Origin of the sequence: Nocardia sp. CA-120079, assembly GCF_050955745.1 — a bacterium.
Classification (GTDB): domain Bacteria; phylum Actinomycetota; class Actinomycetes; order Mycobacteriales; family Mycobacteriaceae; genus Nocardia.
Genome location: NZ_CP192088.1, coordinates 3,482,714 through 3,502,461, shown reverse-complemented (window position 1 = coordinate 3,502,461; position 19,748 = coordinate 3,482,714). Strand labels below are relative to the sequence as shown.

Below are 19,748 nucleotides of genomic sequence, written 5' to 3'. Positions count from 1 at the left end.
CGCCAGGTAGGTCCAGGCAACCGTCGTGTGCGGATCCGGTGTACCGTGCCCCAGTGTTACTTCGACAGCTCGAGCCTCGCACCGCTCGCACCACCGCCGAGGTGATCAAGTTCGCACTCTGGCCGCTCGCGGTCATGACTGTGCTCAACCGGGTCTTCATCAAGGCAGTCAACGGGTTCATCACCGATGACTTCAAACCGGTCTACAACGCGTCGCTGGCGTTCCTCAACCACCGACCGGTGTACACCGCGAATTACAATCTGGTGGATCCGCACTACCTGTATCCCCCGAGCGGCACGCTGCTGATCGCGCCTCTGGCGCTGATCGATCCGGAGAAGTCGCGCTGGTGCTTCATCCTGTTGAATGCCGCCGCCATCGTCCTGGCCTGGTATCTGCTGCTCAAGCTGTTCAAGTTCACGGTGTCGTCGGTGGCGGCGCCGGCCCTGCTGCTGGCCATGTTCAGCTCCGAAACCGTCATCAACACACTGGTTTTCACCAATGTGAACGGATGCGTGCTGCTGGCCGAGGTGGCCTTCATCATGCTGCTGCTCGCCCGGCGGGATCTGTGGGCCGGCGCGATATTGGGTTTGAGTATCGCGGTGAAACCGACGCTCGCACCGCTGGTGCTGATCGCGGCGGCGCGCGGGCAGTGGAAGGTGTTCTACACCGCTATCGGTGTCCCGGTCGCGCTCACCGCTGTCGCGTGGCCACTGTCGAAGGACGCGGACAAGTTCTTCACCCGGACGGCGCGCTACATCTTCGAATCCCGGGACTACTTCAACAGCGCGATTGTCGGCAATGCGGCGTACTACGGTCTGCCGCTGTGGCTGACCTGGGGTATTCGCATCGTGATGGGCGTAGTGGTAGCCATCTCGCTGTGGCTGCTGTACCGCTACTACCGCGACGACGAATTGTTCTTCGTGACGACCTCGTCCGGTGTGCTGATGACCGCGTCGTTCCTGCTGTCCTCACTGGGGCAGATGTACTACTCGATGATGCTGTTCCCGCTGCTGATGTCGGTTGTACTGCGTAATTCGGTGCTGCGGAACTGGCCGGCGTGGCTGGCGGTCTTCGGATTCATGTCCTACGACAAGTGGCTCTCGGACCGCTGGCAGGGCCTCGGCCGCAATCTGGAGTATCTGCGCATCACCTTCGGCTGGGGTCTGCTGCTGATCGTCATAACGTGTGTGCTCGGCGATCGGTATCTGGCGGCACGACGGGAGGGTCGGCTGCAGTTCGGAATCGATCCGGAGTGGATGCGCTCGGCGCCGGATTCGCGGGCTGCTGCCGTGGACGCGCCGCTGGTTGTCGAGCCGGAGACGGCATACGAGAGCACTCCCGGCGAGGCGGCGAACGGCAGCGAATTGCTCGATGACCCGCGGGCGAGTGCGCTCAAGTAGCGACGGGACAGGCGGCGCAGGCGGCGAAAACCTATTAGCGTGGAGCAATGAGTTCTGACGCCGACACGTCCTTACCCGTACCCCAGATCCAGCTGACCCCACAGGAGTGGAAGGCCAAGCTGAATCCGGAGGAATACGCGGTGCTGCGACAGGCCGCGACCGAACGCCCGTTCACCGGCGAGTACACCGACACCAAGACCGAGGGCGTCTATGTGTGCCGGGCGTGCGGGGCCGAATTGTTCCGCAGCGCCGAGAAATTCGATTCGCATTGCGGTTGGCCGTCATTCTTCGACCCGGCGAAGTCGGAGGCGGTCATTCTGCGTTCCGACGACACACTGGGCATGCACCGGGTCGAAGTGCTGTGCGCGAACTGCCACAGCCACCTCGGCCACGTCTTCGAGGGCGAGGGATACAACACGCCCACCGATAAGCGCTATTGCATCAACTCCATCGCCCTGCAACTGCACCCCTCGGGCAGTGCAGCGGAGTAGAACGACTGCGGCGCTGAGCGAAAGATACAGACCGACCGGCTTGTTGCGCATGCCCCGAAAAACTGGGGCATGCGCCATCGGTCAGTAGCTCAGGGCAGCGCGGCGATGAGCTTTTCGATTTCGACGCGGGGGCCGGTGAAGAAGGGCACCTCTTCGCGCACGTGCAGGCGGGCCTCGGTGGCGCGCAGATCACGCATGAGGTCGACGATGCGGTGCAGCTCCGGTGCCTCGAAGGCGAGGATCCACTCATAGTCGCCGAGCGCGAAGGAGCTGACGGTGTTGGCGCGCACATCCGGGTACCCGCGTGCGGCCTTGCCGTGGTCGGCGAGCATCTTGCGGCGCTCGTCGTCGTGCAGCAGATACCACTCGTAGGAGCGCACGAACGGGTAGACGCAGATGTAGTTGCCCGGATCCTCACCGGCCAGAAACGCCGGAATGTGGCTCTTGTTGAATTCGGCGGGACGATGCAGCGCCACATTGCTCCAGACCGGCGCGCTGGCCCGGCCCAGTTCGGTGGTGCGCCGGAAATCCGCGTACGCCGACTGCAGATCCTCGACCCGCTCGGCATGCGACCAGATCATGAAATCGGCATCGGCGCGCATCCCCGCGACGTCATAGATGCCGCGAACCACGACATCACGCTCTGCGAGCCCATCGAAGAACGCCCGCGCCTCCTTGATGGCGGCCTCACGGTCGTCCCCCAGCACACCCGGCTGCACCTGGAACACCGAGAACATCAGGTAGCGGATGGTGGAATTGAGTGCTTGATAGTCGAGTCGCGCCATGATTCCCATCGTGCCACTGCGCCGAATCGATGCATCCGTGCGGGCCGTTCCCGACGCGGATGCGCGCGCCGTATCTCCGCGATCACACCGCCGTGAGCAGCGCGACGCAGCGCGGATCAGATCGCCGCGGCTCAGGTCAGGGCACTGCAACCCGGTCGCATCGTCGATCTGGACGCCGCGGGTCGGGACCGACCACCGGAAGTCGAACAACGCGGCGCGGCACCGATCACGATGCCGGAGCTCGGATCCGGCGCTGGCAATCCATAGTCGCGGTCCGTGCCGTGGCTCAGATCATGGCGCTTCCCACCCGGTAGTCGCATTGCGCAGTGCAGCGCCATCAAGACACCGCAGCTCGAGGTGCTGCCTACCCGGCAGCCGAACTGGGTGGGGCTGCGCGGATCAGGCGGCGGTGTGGGTCAGGGTGGTGGCTACGCGGTGGGCGGCGGCGGTGCCGGAGGCTACGCAGGCGGGGACGCCGACGCCGTGAAGGTAGGCGCCTGCTATCGCGAGGCCCTCGAAATCGGCTGTGATGGATTCGATTTCGGCTATGCGGTCGAGGTGGCCGGGGGCGTATTGGGCGAGGCCGCCGGGCCAGCGCTGAACAACGGCCGAGATCGGTTCGATGGTGGCACCGGTGACGGTGGCGAGGTCTTCGGTGGCGGCATTGATGAGTTCGGCGTCGGACCAAGCCTGGGTGGAGTCGTCGCCGAATTTACCGAATGAGGCTCGGACGGCGGCGGTTTCGCGTTGGGCGAGGTGGGTCCACTTGCGACTGGACAGGGTGAAGGCCTTGGCGCGCAAGGGTTCTCCGGTGGCGACCAGGATGCCGGAGTTGTGCGGTAGCGCGGTGTCACGCGGAAGGGCCAGGGCCACAACGACAGACGAGGACAATTCGATGCCGTCGGCGGCCGATGCGGCGGCGGGCGCGAAGGGGCGCAGCAGGTTCGCGGTCACGGGCGCGGGGGCGGCAAGCACCACTGCGTCCACCGCGCCGATCGGTTCGAGTACCCAGCCGTGGGTCGCGCGGCTCAGGTGGGTGGCCGAGGTCGCGGTGATGAATTCCGCCTCGGATTTGGCGGCCAATGCGTCGAGGAGCACCCGGTAACCGCCGCGAAGGCCGCCGAAAACCGGCGTGTTCGAGGGTGGCGGCATCGCGGCGGCGACCGCCTGGGTGAGGCTGGACGCGCCGTTGTCGAGTGCGGCGGCCAGCGTCGGCAGTGCGGCGCGCACCCCGATGGAGCGCGAACTGCCCGCATAGACGCCGCCGAGCAGCGGGTCGACGCTGCGCTCGGCGACCTGTGCGCCGAACCGGTCGGCGACCAGGCTGTAGACGTCGACGTCGGCGTCCGGATACCAGGCCAGCGGCCGTCGCGTCTCCGCATCGATCCGCTCGAGCGTCTCGGCATCGACCAACCCGCGCATCGACTCGGCATCCGACGGAATGCCCATCAACGTGCGTTCCGGTAGCGGATGCGCGCTGCCCTGCGCCCAGACCAGCGGCCGCAACCCGGCGGGCACCACCAACTCCGATTCCAGCCCGAGCTCGCGCAGCAGCGCGGGTACCTCCGGCCGCCGCCCGACGAACGCCTCCGCCCCGAGATCCAAGGGCTCCCCGGCCAATTCGCCGGTATAGAGAATCCCGCCCAGCCGCGCGCCGCGATCGACGACCACGATCTCCGCCTGCGTCCCCAGCAGCCCCCGTAACCGGTACGCCGCGACAAGCCCGCTGATCCCGCCACCGACCACCGCGATTCTCATGTCGCGACCGTAGCCCGCCGGCGGATCCGCACCGACCACACCCCTGAACTTCGTGACCGAGCACACGGTCGGCGCCCCGAGTCCGCGGACCGGGCGGGTGTTTTCAACGGTCGCCGCGCAGCTGCGCCCGGATCTCGGGCTTGAGCACCTTGCCGATTTTCGAGCGCGGCAGATCGGGCCAGATCTCCACCTGCTTGGGAGTTTTCACCCCGCCGAGTCGCGCCTTGGTGTGCTCGCGCAGTTCGTCGGCGGTCGCGGTATGGCCGAGGTTCAATTGCACGACGGCGGTGACCCGCTCACCCCACTTATCGTCGGGAAGTCCGATGACCGCGCAGTCCTGGACCGCCGGATGCGTCAGCATCGCCTGTTCGACCTCGGCGGAGTACACGTTGAATCCGCCGGTGATGATCATGTCCTTGGCCCGGTCGACGACGTAGAGGTAGTTGTCGGCATCGAGGTAACCGATGTCCCCGGTGTGATGCCAGCCGTACCGCGACACCTCGGCGGTCGCATCCGGATTCTTGTGGTACCCGGCCATCACCAACGGACCCCTGACCACGATTTCGCCGCGCTCACCCGCGGGCAGCAGGTGGCCCTCGGCATCCATGACGGCCACCTGGGTGAGCGGGGTCGGCCGTCCGGCCGATGACAGTCGTTCGGTGGCGATCGAGCCGTCGGGACGGAAGTGATCTTTCGGCGCCAGCGTAGCAACCATCATGGGCGCTTCGGACTGTCCGAACAGCTGGCCCATGACCGGGCCGATCCGATCCAGCGCCGCGGCCAGCCGGGCCGTCGACATCGGCGCGGCGCCGTACCAAAGGCACTGCAGCGAACCGAGATTCGCTTCCGACAGCGCCGGATGATCCAGCAGCATGTAGATGAGTGTCGGCGGCAAGAAGGTGTGGGTGATCCGGTGCCGCTCGATCAACGTGAGAAATTCACCGAGATCCGGGGCGGGCATCACCACGATCTCACCGCCGAGGGTCAGGATCGGAAAGCACAGCACGCCCGCCGCGTGGGTCAGGGGTGCCAGTGCCAGGTAGCGGGGCCGAAGTTCGAATGGATAACTCATCAGCGTCAGCGCGGTCATCGCCTCGATATTGTGGCCGGTGAGCCGGACCCCCTTCGGCCGTCCGGTCGTGCCTCCGGTGCCGACCAGCATGGCGAGTTCGTCGATCGGCTCGACCTGCGTCGGATCGGCCGGACATTCGCGCACCCAGTCCTCGAAACTTGTTGCGTCGGCGGCATTTCCGTCCAAACAGACGAGGGTCCGCAGTCCGGGTAGTTGCGGTGCGATGGCCGAAACGAGTGGCGCGAAGGCGGATTGGAATATCAGGCAGGTGCAGTCGAAAAGGTCGAGCAGTTCCCGATTCTCCGCCGCCTCGTTGCGCGGATTGATCGGACACCACACCGCGCCTGCGCGGGCGATGCCGAAAACGCAGGCGAAGGCCAGTGTGTCGTTCGCCGACAGGATCGCGACCCGCTCGCCGGGCCGGATGCCGGATCGTGCCAGTGCCCCGGCGATGCGCCACGACAGCTGTTGCACCTGCGCATAGGTCAGCGTGCGCCCGTTCATGGTCAGGCAGGGCGCGGCGGCGCCGAGTGAAGCGCCCTTGTCGAGATAGTCGGTCAAACGCACGGTAATCCTCTGCGGAAGCTGTTGTGGAAGTGGCCGATTCGGGCCACGAGCAGCGCTGTGCACCCGTGGCCCGCGGCCGCGATCAACGATGCACGTTCAGGACCGGTTCGCTGACCAATCCGAAACCGCGCAGCACTCCGAGCAGTTCCCGATGACCGAAGGCCTGGCACGCCGAGGCGAACCCGGTTCGTTTCGGCGGCATCTGCAGCAGCGCATTCGCGGCAAATGCCTGCATCAAGCCGGTTTGCTTGTAGTTGCAGTTCCCATAGATCACACAGTGGGCGCGCGCCAGCGGTCCGGACGCGTGCACGGAATCGAGCGAGGTGTTGATGCGCGGGTTCTCCCGCGGCGGCATCTCGTCGCGTACCAGTGCGGCCTGTTCGGCCAGGACGCGGTATTTCTCCTGCACCGGAAGGTCTTTGACCTGCTCGACGACCGCCTGCACGATCTGCGGCACGCCCTGCATCAACGGCCGGTTGAAAACGCCGCCCAGCACCTTCACATTCGCGACTCGTGGATCGCGCTTGAACCACACCGGATGTGAGGTACCACCCCAGGGCAGTGCGAGCCCGATCTCATGCTGGCCCGGCACCACCACGTCGTAGAGTCCGGCATCCGCGGGCCACTCCACATACTGGTTCTGTTCGAGGTAGTAGGCCTTGGACAGCGCGGCATTGACCAGGATCGTCTTCGTGGACGCGACCGTCGGGAAACCCTTCCAGAAGACCTGGATATCGAGGGTGTCCAGACCGGGGGTTTCCAGGCAGATATTCGCCGCGATCTCGCCGGTGGTGTACATCTGCGCCACGCCCGGCGCGAGCAGCAGACCGCGCGCGGCCATCTCGGCGCCGTACTGCTCATCGCAGTCGATCAGCCAATCCTGTTCGCCGGTGGTGTCGAGGTAGTGGGTCCCCGCTGCCACGCAGGCCTGTACCACCTCGTGGCCGTATTGTGCGAACGGGCCGACAGTGTTGCAGACGACCCCGGCGCCACGAAACAGTTCGGTCAGCGTTGCGACCTCGTGGGAGACCTCGACGACCTCGTGCTCCACGGTTTCGATACCGGGGATCTTGTCGATCGCCTCCTGCAGCCGGGTCTTGTCCCGGCCCGCGGCGACGAACGGAATATTGAATTCGCGAAGGTATTCACAGACCAGACGGCCGGTGTATCCGGATGCGCCGTAGACGACGACGGGTTTGTCGGTGCTCATGAAATCTCGAACCTTTCGTTGTCGCAGTACTCACATGCCCATGCCGCCATCGACCGGTAGACCAGCACCGGTGATGAAGCGCGCGGCATCGGAGGCGAGGAACACCACTGCGTCGGCCATATCGGCAACCTCGCCGAGGCGTCCCTGCGGCGTCTGTTCGATGACGGCGCCGACGGCGGCTTCCGCAGTGGGGAACAAGCCGATCCGGGCGACATCGTCGGCCAACTGGGCACCCATCTCGGTCGGGACGAGTCCGGGATACACGCAATTCACCCGCACGCCGTAGCCGAGTTTCCCGGACTCCATCGCCGCGACCCTGGTGAGCCGATCCACCGCGGACTTGGTCGCCGAATACACCGAAATGCCGGGAAAGGCGATGGTCGCGGCGACCGAGGCGATATTCACGATGGCGCCACCGCGCCCCGCCGCGCCGCCGGGTCGCATCGCGCGCAACGCGTGTTTGATGCCCAATGCGGTGCCGAGCACATTGACCTCGAGCATCCGGCGCACTTCTTCTGGATCGAGATCGACCATGAGGCCGGTGATTTCGACGCCGGCATTGTTCACCACGATGTCCAGGCCGCCGAGCGTCGCGACGGTATCGGCGACCGCCTGCGTCCATTGCGTGTCATCGGTGATATCGAGCGGCACGAATTCGGCCGTCGCGCCGTCGGCTCGCAGCGCTTCCACGGTCTCCTTACCGAGATCCTCGCGCACATCGCCGATCGCGACCGCCGCTCCGGCGCGGGCCAGCGCCGCGGCCATACCCGCGCCGAGTCCTCGCGCACCACCGGTTACCAGGGCCGTGCGCCCGGTCAGGTCGTACCCACTCATCCGGCATCTCCTCCTCGAGATCGTCCATTCGGATTTCGCATTCGACTGATCGGATGCGATGTGGATCACAGTGTGCGCGCATGCTTGACGGTCGTCAAGACTTTTTTTGACAGTCGTCAAGCATTTCTTGCACGATCGTCAAACCAGCTGGTCGCCCATTACCGATACCGCGATACACTGGGCGAATTCACACGAGCGGTGACGGAGAGAAGCCACGATGACCGAAATCGTCGAGACCAGGCGGGATCGAATCGCGCGCCGACAGGTCGACAAGTTCGGCGAGCGACGCGCACAGCTGGCCGCCGCCGCACTGCACACCCTCGCCGAACTCGGCTATGCCCGGACCAGCCTGCGGGAGATCGCGCAGAAATCCGAGTTCACCCACGGAGTGCTGCACTACTACTTCAACGACAAGGTCGAGCTGATCACCCACGCGGTGCGGCAATACGAGCAGGTGTGCGTCACTCGTTACGACGACATCGTCGCCGCAGCGGCAACGGCCGACCAGCTCCGGCGCGACTTCGGCGCCGCAATGGCGGCCACCCTGGATGCCGACGCCCCACTGCACCGGCTCTGGTACGACTTGCGCAACCAGAGTCTGTTCGAGGAGTCCTTCCGCGATGACGTGCTCGAAATCGACGGCCATCGCGAGGAGATGATCCGCAACGTCGTCGACCGCTTCGCCGAGTTGTCGGGTCGACCGCTCCTGGTCCCCTCCGCCACGGCCTACGCCATCTTCGACGGCCTCTTCCAGCAGGCGCTGCTGCGCAAACTCGCCGGCCACAGCGATGCCGTAGACACACTCGCCATCGAAGCAGCCGCCCTGCTCGACGTGGTGATCGGACAGCGCAAGCCCTAGTCGGCCTCCGGAATTGCCCTGTCGCACAGCCATTTACGGCCGCACATCAGGCGCGATCCGCGCGACGGTTCCGTTACGTCATTCGTCTGCGGGTGGTCAAGGCGAACCGGGGATGATCAGGTCCACATGGTCGCGCGTGTTGTCGGTGGCGAAGTGCTCGTCTTCAGCGGCCATCCACTGCTCCCATAAGGGGAGGGTATGAGCACCGTCGCGTTCGAGACCGCGTGCCAGGCGCACCGCACGTGGAGTGTCGATCCATACCGCGAGCGATAGCCGATCGCGGACCACGGCGCGGGCCGAGGAGACGCCTTCGAGTATGAGCACTCCCCCGGGCCTGACATCGTGCCATTCGGCCAAATCCCGCTCGTCCCAGTCGTATCGCTGATATCGACCGACACGGCACTGGGCGATCGGCACCAGCACCTGCTGTTCGAGCCGCGGCCACCAGGGGAGTTCGTTGTTTCCAGCCGCGAAGTCGTCGACGTGTACCACCTGGGCATCGCACAGTGCCGCCAAAGACGCTGCGAACGTCGACTTTCCGGCTCCAGCCGGACCGTCCACCGCAACCAGGCGGGTCGAACCGAGTTGCGGCGCGCGGGCGGCGACCCGACCCGCGATCTCCTCGACCACCGGACGCCTACCCAGCAGCACCGGCCGACCGGTCGGTCACAGTTCGTGGACGAGTTGCACCAGGGCGGTCAGCACACTCGGATCGGTATCGGGCAGCACCCCGTGCCCGAGGTTGAAGATATGACCGGCCGCACCCATGGTGATCGCCTCATCGGCCTCGTGTGCGATACGCCGCGCCTCGGCCTCGACGGCAGCGGATCCGGCGAACAGCACGGCCGGATCCAGGTTGCCCTGCAACGCTTTTCCGGGTCCGACCCGACGCACCGCCTCGGTCAGCGGCACCCGCCAATCGACGCCGACGACATCGGCGCCGGCTTCCCCCATCGCACCGAGCAACTCACCGGTACCGACCCCGAAGTGGATCCGCGGCACCCCGGCCGCGGCGACCTCCGCGAATACCCGCTCCGAATGCGGCAGCACGAATTCGCGATAGTCGGCCAGCGAGAGCGCACCGGCCCACGAATCGAACAACTGGACTGCGTCCACACCGGCGGCCAACTGTGCCTGCAGGAAGGCGATGGTGATATCGGTCAGGACGCCGAGCAGCTCGTGCCAGGTCGTCGGGTCGGCGTGCATCATCGCCTTGGTGCGCTCGTGGTTCTTACTCGGCCCACCCTCGACCAGATACGACGCGAGCGTGAACGGCGCACCGGCGAATCCGATCAGCGGCGTATCGCCGAGTGCGTCGGTCAGCAGCTTCACCCCGTCGGTCACCGCGCCCACCTCTTCGGGCCGCAGCCGCGGCAGTGCGCGCACGTCCGCGATGTTGCGCACCGGTGCGGCGATCACCGGCCCGACGCCGGCCACGATATCGAGATCGATACCGGCGGCCTTCAGCGGAACGACGATGTCAGAGAACAAGATCGCCGCATCGACACCGTGGCGCCGGATCGGCTGCATGGTGATCTCACACACCAACTCCGGGTCGAAGCACGACTCCAGCATGCCGATGCCCTTGCGCAGTTCGCGGTATTCGGGCAGCGACCGTCCGGCCTGCCGCATGAACCACACCGGACGACGGCTCGGTGCGGCGCCGGTGGCGGCGGCCAGGAACGGGGCATCGGTCAACCGGCGACGGGTTTGAGTGCTCATCACCGCCTATCGTATGCGGCCCGCAAGGCCCGCTAGCGGCGCGCCTCCGACTGCGCCGGGCACGCAAGGTCTACCGTCGCTTCCGTGACACCGCTCGACTTCCGCGACGGAGCCGCACCGACCGAAGGACCCAACGGCGAGCCAGCTCAGTTTCGCGCCGCGGTCGATGCGATGGGCACCGCAACCGTGCACCCTCGAATCGAGCTGGCACCGATCCGGCCCCCACAACGCCTGGCACCCTTTTCGTACGCACTAGGCGCGGAAGTCAAACACCCCGAAACCAATGTGGTGCCGGTCGATTCCGAGGGCGATGCCTTCGGCAGGCTGATCCTGCTGCACGATCCCGAGGGCGGCGAGGCCTGGCACGGTGTCTTTCGTTTGGTTGCCTACATCCAGGCAGATATCGATGCGGCACTGGCCACCGACCCGCTGCTTCCCGAGGTCGCCTGGAGCTGGCTGGTCGATGCGCTCGAAACCCGCGGCGAACCGTTTACCGCGCTCGGCGGCACCGTCACCTCCACCAGTTCGGTGCGCTACGGCGATATCGCCGGACCGCCGCGCGCACACCAATTGGAGCTGCGCGCCTCCTGGACCGCGATGACCACCGATATGCGCCCGCACGTCGAAGGCTTCTGCGAAGTGCTGGCCTATGCGGCCGGTTTGCCGCCCGCCGGAATCACCCATCTGCGCCCGGAGTCGTATACCAGCAACGACCACACCTGATCGCCACGTAAAGTTCAGGTTTATGTCGGTAGCAGACGAGTCCGAGCAAAGCAACACGCCACCAGAAAGCACGGCGGAGCCGCTGCTCGTCCCTGCCGACGGTGTGCCCCCCGTGCTCGTTACCGCAGCAGAGGTCGCCGACGCCGCTGCTCGGCTCGCGGCGGGCACCGGTCCACTGGCCGTCGATGCCGAGCGCGCCTCCGGTTTCCGGTATTCGGCGCGTGCCTACCTGATCCAGTTGCGGCGCGCGGGTTCGGGCAGTTTCCTGATCGATCCGATTCCGGTCGCCGAAGCGCTCGAACCGCTGGCCGCCGCGATCAACGATCTCGAGTGGGTGCTGCATTCGGCGGACCAGGATCTCCCCGGACTCGCCGAACTCGGCCTGCGCCCCGCGCGACTGTTCGACACCGAATTGGGTGGCAGGCTGGCCGGTTTCGAGCGCGTCGGACTGGCAGCCATGGTGGAGCGGCTGCTCGGCCGTGCGCTGCGCAAGGGTCACGGTGCGGCCGACTGGTCGACCCGGCCGCTGCCCGACGATTGGCTGAACTACGCGGCACTCGATGTCGAATTACTGCTCGAGCTGCGCGACGAGGTGGCCGTTTCGCTCGACGCCCAGCACAAGACCGATTGGGCCGCACAGGAATTCGAGCATGTCCGGATCACCGAACCCAGCACGCCGAAGGCCGACCGCTGGCGGCGTACCTCCGGCATCCACACCCTGCGCCGCACCCGCCAGCTGGCCATCGTGCGCGAACTGTGGTCCACCAGGGATACCCTGGCGCGCACCCGCGATGTCGCCCCGGCCCGCATCCTCCCGGATGCCGCGATCATCGCCGCCGCGAATGCCGAACCGCGCACCATCGCCCAACTGCGCACCCTGCCGGTCTTCGGCGGGCCACGCCAGCGCCGCTACTCCCGCGACTGGCTCGCCGCCGTCGACCGTGGCCGCGCTCTCCCCGACACCGACCTACCACCCCTGACCCAACCGTTCGAGGGACCGCCCCCGGTGAACCGCTGGGAGCGCCGCGATCCGGCTGCCGCCGCCCGACTGGTTCGAGCGCGCGCGGCGATGGGTGAACTGTCCGTCGAGTACGCGATTCCGGTGGAGAATCTGCTCTCCCCCGACCTGGTGCGCCGCTTGTGCTGGGACGGACTCCCCGATTACGACCGTGTAGGCGAGCTCGACGACCTATCCGCCGCGATCGACGGATTCCTCAAGTCGGGCGGCGCCCGACCTTGGCAGCGCGAACTCGCAGTCCCCCGACTCGCCGCCGCCCTGACCCCCGCCCACGAGTAGGCCGAACTCGGCGTTCAGGACGAGGTCACGACGGCGGTCTCGACGGACTGCTTGAAGACCTGCAGGCCGTGCTCCATGGACGCGCCGAATGCGTCCGCGAGTTCGTGCGGCAGGGTGTCGTGGATCCAGACGAAGCGGCTGCCGTCGGCGTGCGGGAAAACCTGCATGGACGAGCTGTCGTGCTCCGGGGTTACGCTCCCGCCGACGATGGAGAACACGATCCGGCGTTCGGCTTCGTCGAGCGCGATGAACCGTTCGTGCAGCACTGTGCCGTTCGCGAAGGTGACGATGCGCAGGTCCGGACCGTCGAGGGTGCTGTCGGTGACAAATCCGGGCGCCATTCGAACCGGGCCCTGTGCGAAGTCGCCGATGATCGCCCACAGCTCCTCGGCGGGCGCCTCGACGATGATCTCCCTCTTGACCGATCCCATGACTGATCCTCCTGTACCGGAGCGGAGTCTTCGCTCTGGATAACTTCTGTTCGCCAAACGGTAGTTAAGTAACCAGCCATCGTCAATGGGTGGTTATAATTGATTTCATGCCCGAAACAGTCGATGCCGCACCTGCGGCACTCGCTCGTCTGGTGGAATTCGTCAACACCCGCCGCGCGGACGGCGATGCCATCGGCACACCCGAGCAATTGACGAATTGGCTCCGCACACACGAATTGCTGCCCGAGGGCTCAGCCGATACGGCCGCACGACAGCGAACCATCCGAGTCCGCGAGGGGCTGCGCGCCCTACTTGCCACGAACAACGCCGAACCCGTCACCAGCCCCCGTCCGGACGGTCTGAACCCGGCGGCCCGCACCGAACTCGCCGCGCTCACCGTGGCGCTGCCACTGACTCTGGACGTGACCAGCACCCCGCCCCGCTTGGTCCCGCACACCAACGACGGCGTCGACCACGCTCTTGCCACCCTGCTCGCCGACGTCGCCACCGCCGTCGCAGCAGGCACCTGGTCACGCCTCAAGACCTGCCGAGAACCGAGCTGCCGCTGGGCCTTCTACGATCATTCCCGCAACCGCGGCCGCACCTGGTGCTCGATGGACGTCTGCGGCAATCGCGTGAAAGTCCGTGCCTCCCATCGCCGTAACGCAGCACGATAGTCGCAGTCGCGCAGACAGGCGATCGCTTACGGGACGGCGAGCAGAGCGTGCCGAAGTGGACCGGCACCGAGGAACCCGTCGATCGCGCCCTGCGATCACCGGTCGAAAGCACCAATGATGGTGCCGCCCAGCGCCAGTCGGCGCCAGAGCGACAACCTCTGACTCAGCGTGCGTCGAGCCAGCCCGAGATGCGGCGGGCGATATCGGTAGCCGTCAGTCCGAGCTCTTCGTGCACCTCGTTGCGCGACGCATGGTCCAGGAATTGCTGCGGCACACCGAGATCGCGGGTCGGCACATCCAAGCCCGCACCGCGCAAGCGCGCGGATACGGTGGATCCGATGCCGCCGTGCAGACCGCCGTCTTCCAAAGTCACTACAAGACGGTAGTTTTCGGCGAGTTTGACGACAGTATCGGAAACCGGCAGCACCCACCGCGGATCGATCACCGTGACCGAAATACCTTCCGGCTCCAGCAGATCCGCGACCGCGACCGCGGTCGATGCGAATGGTCCGACCGCGACCAGCAGTACATCACCGCGCTGAGCTCGAGCAGAGCCGCCCTCACGCTCGGGCAGCCGCAGCACATCGACCCCATCGAGCCGCTCGACGGCCGAAATATCCTCGGCCACACTGCCCTTCGGGAAGCGAATGGCGGTCGGTCCGTCGCTCACCGCGAGCGCCTCGGCCAACTCCTCACGCAATGTCGCCGCATCGCGCGGGGCCGCGACGCGCATGCCCGGAATGATGCCGAGCACCGACAGATCCCACATGCCGTTGTGCGAGGCGCCGTCCGGACCGGTGATCCCGGCACGATCCAGCACCACCGTCACCGGCTGCTTCAGCAGCGCGACATCCATCAGCAACTGATCGAAGGCGCGGTTGAGGAATGTGGAGTAGATCGCCACCACCGGATGCATGCCACCGAGGGCGAGTCCGGCCGCCGAGGCCATCGCGTGCTGTTCGGCGATGCCGACATCGAACATCCGCTCCGGGAACCGCTCCCCGAACGCCGCCAGGCCGGTCGGTCCGGGCATGGCCGCGGTGATCGCGACGATGTCGTCGCGCTTCTCCGCATGCGCGATCAGCTCCTGGGAGAACACCGAGGTCCAGCCGAGCGCCTTGGGGCCGCCGAGCGGGCGGCCGGTGAGCGGGTCGATCGGATCACAGGCGTGCATCTGGTCGGCGACGTGGTTCTCGGCGTGCGAGTAGCCGCGGCCCTTCTGCGTCACCACGTGCACGACCACCGGCCCGCCGAAATCCTTCGCGCGACGCAGCGCCGCTTCCAACGCGACGGTGTCGTGGCCGTCCACCGGCCCGACATACTTCAACCCGAGATCGCTGAAGAGCTCCTGCGGACTCACCGCATCCTTGATCCCGGCCTTCACCGCGTGCACCATCGAGTACGCGGATTCACCGACGCGCGGAATGCTCTTGAGGATCCGCTTCCCCGCATCCAGCGCATGCTCGTAGGCGGGCTGGGTGCGCAGCGCGGTCAGCCGGTCGGCGAGGCCGCCGATGGTCGGCGCATACGAGCGGCCGTTGTCGTTGACCACCACGACGACGGGCCGGTCCGGCGCGGCAGCGATATTGTTCAGCGCCTCCCAGCACATGCCACCGGTGAGCGCGCCGTCGCCGACCACCGCGACCACATGCCGGTTCTGTCCGGTCAGTGCGAAGGCCTTCGCCAGACCGTCGGCATAGGACAGCGAGGCCGAGGCGTGCGAGGACTCGACCCAGTCGTGGGCGCTCTCGGATCGGCTCGGGTAGCCGGACAATCCACCCTGCTTGCGCAGCGTGTCGAACTGATCCTTGCGGCCGGTGAGGATCTTGTGCACGTAGGCCTGATGCCCGGTGTCGAAGATCAACGGATCGGCCGGCGAGTCGAAGATCCGGTGCAGTGCGATGGTCAGCTCGACCACGCCGAGATTGGGGCCGAGGTGCCCGCCGGTGACGGCGACCTTCTGCACCAGGAACTCGCGAATCTCCTCCGCCAGTTCACCCAATTCGGCAACGGTCAGCCGTCGCAGGTCTTCGGGCGTATCGACCCGGGAAAGCACTCCCACCTGAACTCGCTCCCTCCGGATAGCGCATCTGATCCGATCAGTCTACGGAGCCGCGCCAGTGGCTCCGCACGACAATGCCCCGCCACCAGCCGACTTCGCGTGGAAGTGTGAGCCTCCACACGAATCGCCACCCATCCGAGGACACGCTCGGGCGGACGAGTTCGCCGGTCCACCTAACGTTACCCAGCTTAGAGTGGACCCGTGGCCCTGCCCGAGCAGAAGGTTCCGCAAACGGTCGACCCCGGCGTCGTGGCACGCATCGTCACCGATGTCTACGAACTGTGCCGCGCCGACGATTCCGGGGAACTCGCCGATTACATCCCCGAACTGGCTGCGGTACAACCCGATTCGTTCGGACTGTGCCTGGCCACCGCGGACGGACGGGTCTACGGTACCGGCGACGTCACCACCGAGTTCACCATCCAGTCGATCTCCAAACCATTCACCTACGCACTGGCACTGGCCGATCGGGGCATCGCGACCGTCGCCGAGCACATCGATGTCGAACCATCCGGCGACGCGTTCAACGAGATCAGTCTGGATCCGGTGACCGAACGCCCACGCAATCCGATGATCAATGCGGGCGCCATCACAGCGGCCGCACTCATCACCGGCCGCGACCCGACCGACCGCTTCGGGCGCATCCGGCGCTGCTACTCCCGCTTCGCCGGGCGCAGGCTCACCATGAACGAGGCGGTGTACGCATCGGAGGCGCGCACCGGATTCCGCAATCGCGCCATCGGCTACATGCTGCGCTCCTTCGGCATCATCGAATCCGATCCGGACGAGGCGGTCGACCGGTACTTCCGGCAGTGCTCGATCGATGTCACCTGCCGCGACCTCGCGCTGATGGCCGCGACGCTGGCCAATAACGGACTCAACCCGCTGACCCGCGAACGCGCACTGACCGCGGCTCTCACCGAACGCGTGCTCAGTGTGATGACCACCTGCGGCATGTACAACGCCGCGGGCGACTGGGTGACCACCGTCGGTCTACCCGCCAAGAGCGGTGTCGGCGGCGGCATCCTGGCCGTGCTGCCCGGCCAGATCGGCATCGCCGTCTATTCCCCTCGACTGGACAAGCACGGCAACAGCGTGCGCGGTGTCGCCGCCTGCCGGGCGCTGTCGCAGCGGCTCGAATTGCACTTCCTGCACGTCACCCGGTCTGCGCGCACCGCGATCCGCGCCGCGTACACGGTGGCCGAGGTGCCCTCACGGCTGCGACGCACCACCGACGAGTTGGACGTCCTCGCCGAATTCGGGCACCGCGCCCGCGTCTACGAACTGCACGGCGACCTGCTGTTCACCGGAGCGGAGCGGGCGGTGCGCGCGATCGAGGAGCAGGCGCGCGAGTTGGCGGCATTGGTGGTGGACCTGCGGCGGGTTGGTGAGGTCAGCGGGATCGCGGTTCAGATGCTCGATGCCTTGCAGATCGAACTCGCCGCCGCGGGCTGCTACGTCGCCATTGTCGACCCGGACAGCAAACTGGGGCATCTGGTCTCCAGCCTGGATCCGGCCGACCCGCGCGGGCGAGTATTCATCGATCGCGATACCGCGACCGAATGGTGCGAGGACATCGTCCTCGATCACCATCGGCCCGCGGACGAACCGGCGTGCACGTCCCTGGCGATCGAGGACCATCCCGCACTCGCGGCGCTCGCTCCGGATGATCGCAGCCGGCTGGCCAAGGACTTCGAGGTGCGCACCATTGCCCGCGGCGAGGTCATCGCCGAGCGCGGCAGCACCCGCTCCGGGTTGTATCTGATTCTCGAGGGCCGGGTCCGGATCACCTTCGAGGGCGCCGATGCCCGGCCCCATCGGCTGATATCGCTTTCGGCGGGAATGTCATTCGGCGAGGTCCCGATGTTGGTCGGGACACCGTTCGTGAACGAGACACGTGCGGAAAGCGCGGTGCGCGTAGCGGTTCTGCGTCCGGAGCGGTTCGACATGCTCACCGAGCAAGCACCGGACCTCAAGCTCGCGCTGCTCGAGCGACTCGCCACAGGAGCGTATGCGCAGATGGATGCGGCGGTACGCGCGATCGCCGTGCGCGGCGGCGACTATTGACCGGTTTTGCCCGGGTCGAGGGGGACATTTCCGAAGCATCGACCGTTGCGTCTGAAACCGATGAAGTCAGGAGAGCGCCGTGAGCAAGAAGAAGTCCCACGACACCGCCGGCACGGTCACCACCCTCGGGTCCGGCAGCGCCCGCGCCACCCCGGATCTGATGCGCGTCACCATTTCCATCGAAACCCGGGCCGGCAAGGTCGCGCTCGCCTACGGCCAGGCCGGTGAGCGCGTCGCCGCAGTGACCGAATCGCTGCGCTCCGATGCCGTTCCCGGCACCGATATCGCCACCAGCGGACTGTCGGTGCGCACCGAAACCGTCTGGCTCGAAGGCGGTGGCTCCAAGATCACCGGTTACGTCGCGACCACCGACCTCACCGTCGTGCTGCGCGATATCGGCGAAACCGCGGATCCGGGCCCCGCCACGATCATCGCCAACTGTGTCGACGCCGGTGGTGACGATGTCCGCCTCGGCGGCCTCGATCTCGGTTTCGCCGATCAGGAGAGCCTGCTGAGCCGCGCCCGCGATGCCGCTTGGGACAACGCGCTCGCAAAGGCTGAGCAGTATGCGGACCGTGCTCGGCGGACCCTCGGTCCGGTTCTCGAAATCACCGAGAACGCCACCTCCACTGCGACCGCCACGCCCCGACTCATGGCCATGTCGGCCCCGATGAACGAGTCCTACGGTGGCGCTCCGGTTCCGGTCGAACTCGGCGAATCCGAAATCTCGGCGGCCATCCGCGCGACCTGGCAGCTCGACTGATTCCATCTAACCTAACGCTTGCTTGGGTATAGTGAGGGCCTCATCGCGTCTGAAGGGGTCCGCATGTCGTTCGTGCTCATCGAGAAACCGCGACCGCAGGTCGCGCTGGTCACGCTCAATCGGCCGGAACGGATGAACGCGATGGCCTTCGATGTGATGATCCCGCTGCGCGAGGCCCTCGAAACGGTCAGTGCCGATAACGAAGTGCGGGTCGTGGTGCTCACCGGCGCGGGCGAGGGCTTCTGCTCCGGCGCGGATCTGCAGAACGCGGGCCGGATTCCCAATACCGAAGGTCTCACCAAAACCAGCGTTGCGCGGCGCTCGATGGATCTGCTCAACGATGTGATGATCACGCTGCGGCGGATGAACCAGCCGGTCATCGGCGCGATCAACGGTGCGGCAATCGGCGGTGGCTTCTGTCTCAGTGTCGCCACCGATATCCGAATCGCCGGCGAGGACGCCTACTTTCGCGCGGCGGGCATCAATAACGGCCTCACCTCAGCGGAATTGGGCATCAGCTATCTGCTGCCGCGCGCCATCGGCGCCTCGCGGGCCTTCGAAATCATGTTGTCCGGCCGGGATGTCGACGCGGTCGAGGCCGAGCGGATCGGCCTCGTCTCGCGCGTCGTGCCCACCGCCAAACTCCTGGACGCCTGCTACGACCTGGCCGAACGCATCATCAGCTTCAGCCGCGTGGGTACCGAACTCACCAAACGCATGCTGTGGAGCGGCATGGAGGCCGGCGGTTTCGAATCCCATATGCAGCACGAGGGCATGTCCCAGCTCTACGTCCGACTCACCACCGAGAATTTCGACGAGGCCATCCGGGCGCGGCGCGACCGGCGGCCACCGGTATACGAAGACTGACCGTCACGAGCGGCGGTCTATGCCATTGATCAGCAACGTCACCGTATCCGCGCCCGCGTGGCGGTCCTTCGAGATCTCCTGGTACTCAGGGGAATCCGCCCACTCGCGGAATGAAGGCTCGTCCGGGAACGACATCAGCCGCATACCGGGGCGCCGCTGATGA

19 protein-coding genes are annotated in these 19,748 nt (G+C 66.3%); 9 read left to right on the top strand and 10 right to left on the bottom strand.

What is annotated here, in order from left to right; all coding sequences use genetic code 11:
* The first annotated feature begins 53 nt into the window (after positions 1-53).
* Positions 54-1,400 carry a glycosyltransferase family 87 protein gene (locus tag ACQPYR_RS16030; RefSeq protein WP_433632990.1) on the top strand — a complete coding sequence of 449 codons (1,347 nt, stop codon included), beginning with the start codon at positions 54-56 and terminating at the stop codon, positions 1,398-1,400.
* Positions 1,401-1,447: 47 nt separating this feature from the next.
* Entirely contained in the window at positions 1,448-1,891 is a 444-nt protein-coding gene (gene msrB, locus ACQPYR_RS16025; protein ID WP_433632988.1) for a peptide-methionine (R)-S-oxide reductase MsrB, read from the top strand.
* 89 nt (positions 1,892-1,980) lie between these two features.
* On the opposite strand, the gene hemQ is transcribed toward msrB, so the two are convergent.
* The 5 genes from hemQ to ACQPYR_RS16000 form a co-directional block, all read right to left on the bottom strand.
* Positions 1,981-2,676 carry a hydrogen peroxide-dependent heme synthase gene (hemQ, locus tag ACQPYR_RS16020; protein ID WP_433632986.1) on the bottom strand — a complete coding sequence of 232 codons (696 nt, stop codon included), beginning with the start codon at positions 2,674-2,676 and terminating at the stop codon, positions 1,981-1,983.
* A 399-nt stretch (positions 2,677-3,075) separates the two neighbouring features.
* The gene (locus ACQPYR_RS16015; RefSeq protein WP_433632984.1) at positions 3,076-4,434 is read right to left on the bottom strand and encodes a protoporphyrinogen oxidase; all 1,359 of its coding nucleotides are present in this window, start codon (positions 4,432-4,434) and stop codon (positions 3,076-3,078) included.
* Positions 4,435-4,537: 103 nt separating this feature from the next.
* Positions 4,538-6,073, bottom strand: a complete 1,536-nt coding sequence (locus ACQPYR_RS16010) for an acyl-CoA synthetase (protein ID WP_433632982.1) — start codon at positions 6,071-6,073, stop codon at positions 4,538-4,540.
* A gap of 82 nt (positions 6,074-6,155) precedes the next feature.
* Positions 6,156-7,283 carry a DUF5938 domain-containing protein gene (locus tag ACQPYR_RS16005; protein WP_433632980.1) on the bottom strand — a complete coding sequence of 376 codons (1,128 nt, stop codon included), beginning with the start codon at positions 7,281-7,283 and terminating at the stop codon, positions 6,156-6,158.
* Between the two features lie 30 nt (positions 7,284-7,313).
* Complete coding sequence (locus ACQPYR_RS16000) at positions 7,314-8,117, bottom strand: SDR family NAD(P)-dependent oxidoreductase (RefSeq protein WP_433632978.1); 804 nt, start codon at positions 8,115-8,117, stop codon at positions 7,314-7,316.
* A 217-nt stretch (positions 8,118-8,334) separates the two neighbouring features.
* On the opposite strand from ACQPYR_RS16000, the gene ACQPYR_RS15995 reads away from it, so the two are divergent.
* Positions 8,335-8,976 (top strand): TetR/AcrR family transcriptional regulator, encoded by a 642-nt coding sequence (locus ACQPYR_RS15995; protein ID WP_433632976.1) that lies wholly within the window; start codon positions 8,335-8,337, stop codon positions 8,974-8,976.
* Positions 8,977-9,072: 96 nt separating this feature from the next.
* On the opposite strand, the gene ACQPYR_RS15990 is transcribed toward ACQPYR_RS15995, so the two are convergent.
* Both ACQPYR_RS15990 and hemE read right to left on the bottom strand, forming a co-directional pair.
* Positions 9,073-9,627 (bottom strand): uridine kinase family protein, encoded by a 555-nt coding sequence (locus ACQPYR_RS15990; protein ID WP_433632974.1) that lies wholly within the window; start codon positions 9,625-9,627, stop codon positions 9,073-9,075.
* 15 nt (positions 9,628-9,642) lie between these two features.
* Positions 9,643-10,698 (bottom strand): uroporphyrinogen decarboxylase, encoded by a 1,056-nt coding sequence (gene hemE, locus ACQPYR_RS15985; protein ID WP_433632972.1) that lies wholly within the window; start codon positions 10,696-10,698, stop codon positions 9,643-9,645.
* 171 nt (positions 10,699-10,869) lie between these two features.
* Between hemE and ACQPYR_RS15980 the strand changes: the two genes are divergently transcribed.
* The gene (locus tag ACQPYR_RS15980; RefSeq protein ID WP_387286025.1) at positions 10,870-11,421 is read left to right on the top strand and encodes a DUF3000 domain-containing protein; all 552 of its coding nucleotides are present in this window, start codon (positions 10,870-10,872) and stop codon (positions 11,419-11,421) included.
* Positions 11,422-11,443: 22 nt separating this feature from the next.
* The gene (locus tag ACQPYR_RS15975; RefSeq protein ID WP_433632970.1) at positions 11,444-12,718 is read left to right on the top strand and encodes an HRDC domain-containing protein; all 1,275 of its coding nucleotides are present in this window, start codon (positions 11,444-11,446) and stop codon (positions 12,716-12,718) included.
* Between the two features lie 14 nt (positions 12,719-12,732).
* Here the strand turns inward: ACQPYR_RS15975 and ACQPYR_RS15970 are convergent, their stop codons facing one another.
* Positions 12,733-13,149 carry an SRPBCC family protein gene (locus ACQPYR_RS15970; RefSeq protein WP_433632968.1) on the bottom strand — a complete coding sequence of 139 codons (417 nt, stop codon included), beginning with the start codon at positions 13,147-13,149 and terminating at the stop codon, positions 12,733-12,735.
* Between the two features lie 107 nt (positions 13,150-13,256).
* Here ACQPYR_RS15970 and ACQPYR_RS15965 point away from each other — a divergent pair, with 107 nt between their 5' ends.
* Positions 13,257-13,826, top strand: coding sequence for a CGNR zinc finger domain-containing protein (locus tag ACQPYR_RS15965; RefSeq protein ID WP_433632966.1), 570 nt, complete (start codon positions 13,257-13,259; stop codon positions 13,824-13,826).
* Positions 13,827-13,989: 163 nt separating this feature from the next.
* Here ACQPYR_RS15965 and dxs read toward each other — a convergent pair whose 3' ends face one another.
* Entirely contained in the window at positions 13,990-15,888 is a 1,899-nt protein-coding gene (gene dxs / locus ACQPYR_RS15960; protein WP_433632964.1) for a 1-deoxy-D-xylulose-5-phosphate synthase, read from the bottom strand.
* A 201-nt stretch (positions 15,889-16,089) separates the two neighbouring features.
* Here dxs and glsA point away from each other — a divergent pair, with 201 nt between their 5' ends.
* The 3 genes from glsA to ACQPYR_RS15945 all read left to right on the top strand — a co-directional run bounded on the left by glsA (position 16,090) and on the right by ACQPYR_RS15945 (position 19,585).
* Complete coding sequence (glsA, locus tag ACQPYR_RS15955; protein WP_433632962.1) at positions 16,090-17,955, top strand: glutaminase A; 1,866 nt, start codon at positions 16,090-16,092, stop codon at positions 17,953-17,955.
* A 79-nt stretch (positions 17,956-18,034) separates the two neighbouring features.
* Positions 18,035-18,718, top strand: coding sequence for an SIMPL domain-containing protein (locus tag ACQPYR_RS15950; RefSeq protein ID WP_433632960.1), 684 nt, complete (start codon positions 18,035-18,037; stop codon positions 18,716-18,718).
* 63 nt (positions 18,719-18,781) lie between these two features.
* Positions 18,782-19,585: an enoyl-CoA hydratase gene (locus ACQPYR_RS15945; RefSeq protein WP_433632958.1), complete on the top strand. Its 804-nt coding sequence runs from the start codon at positions 18,782-18,784 to the stop codon at positions 19,583-19,585.
* A 3-nt stretch (positions 19,586-19,588) separates the two neighbouring features.
* On the opposite strand, the gene ACQPYR_RS15940 is transcribed toward ACQPYR_RS15945, so the two are convergent.
* Positions 19,589-19,729, bottom strand: a complete 141-nt coding sequence (locus tag ACQPYR_RS15940; protein ID WP_433632956.1) for a DUF1330 domain-containing protein — start codon at positions 19,727-19,729, stop codon at positions 19,589-19,591.
* Positions 19,730-19,748 lie beyond the last annotated feature (19 nt).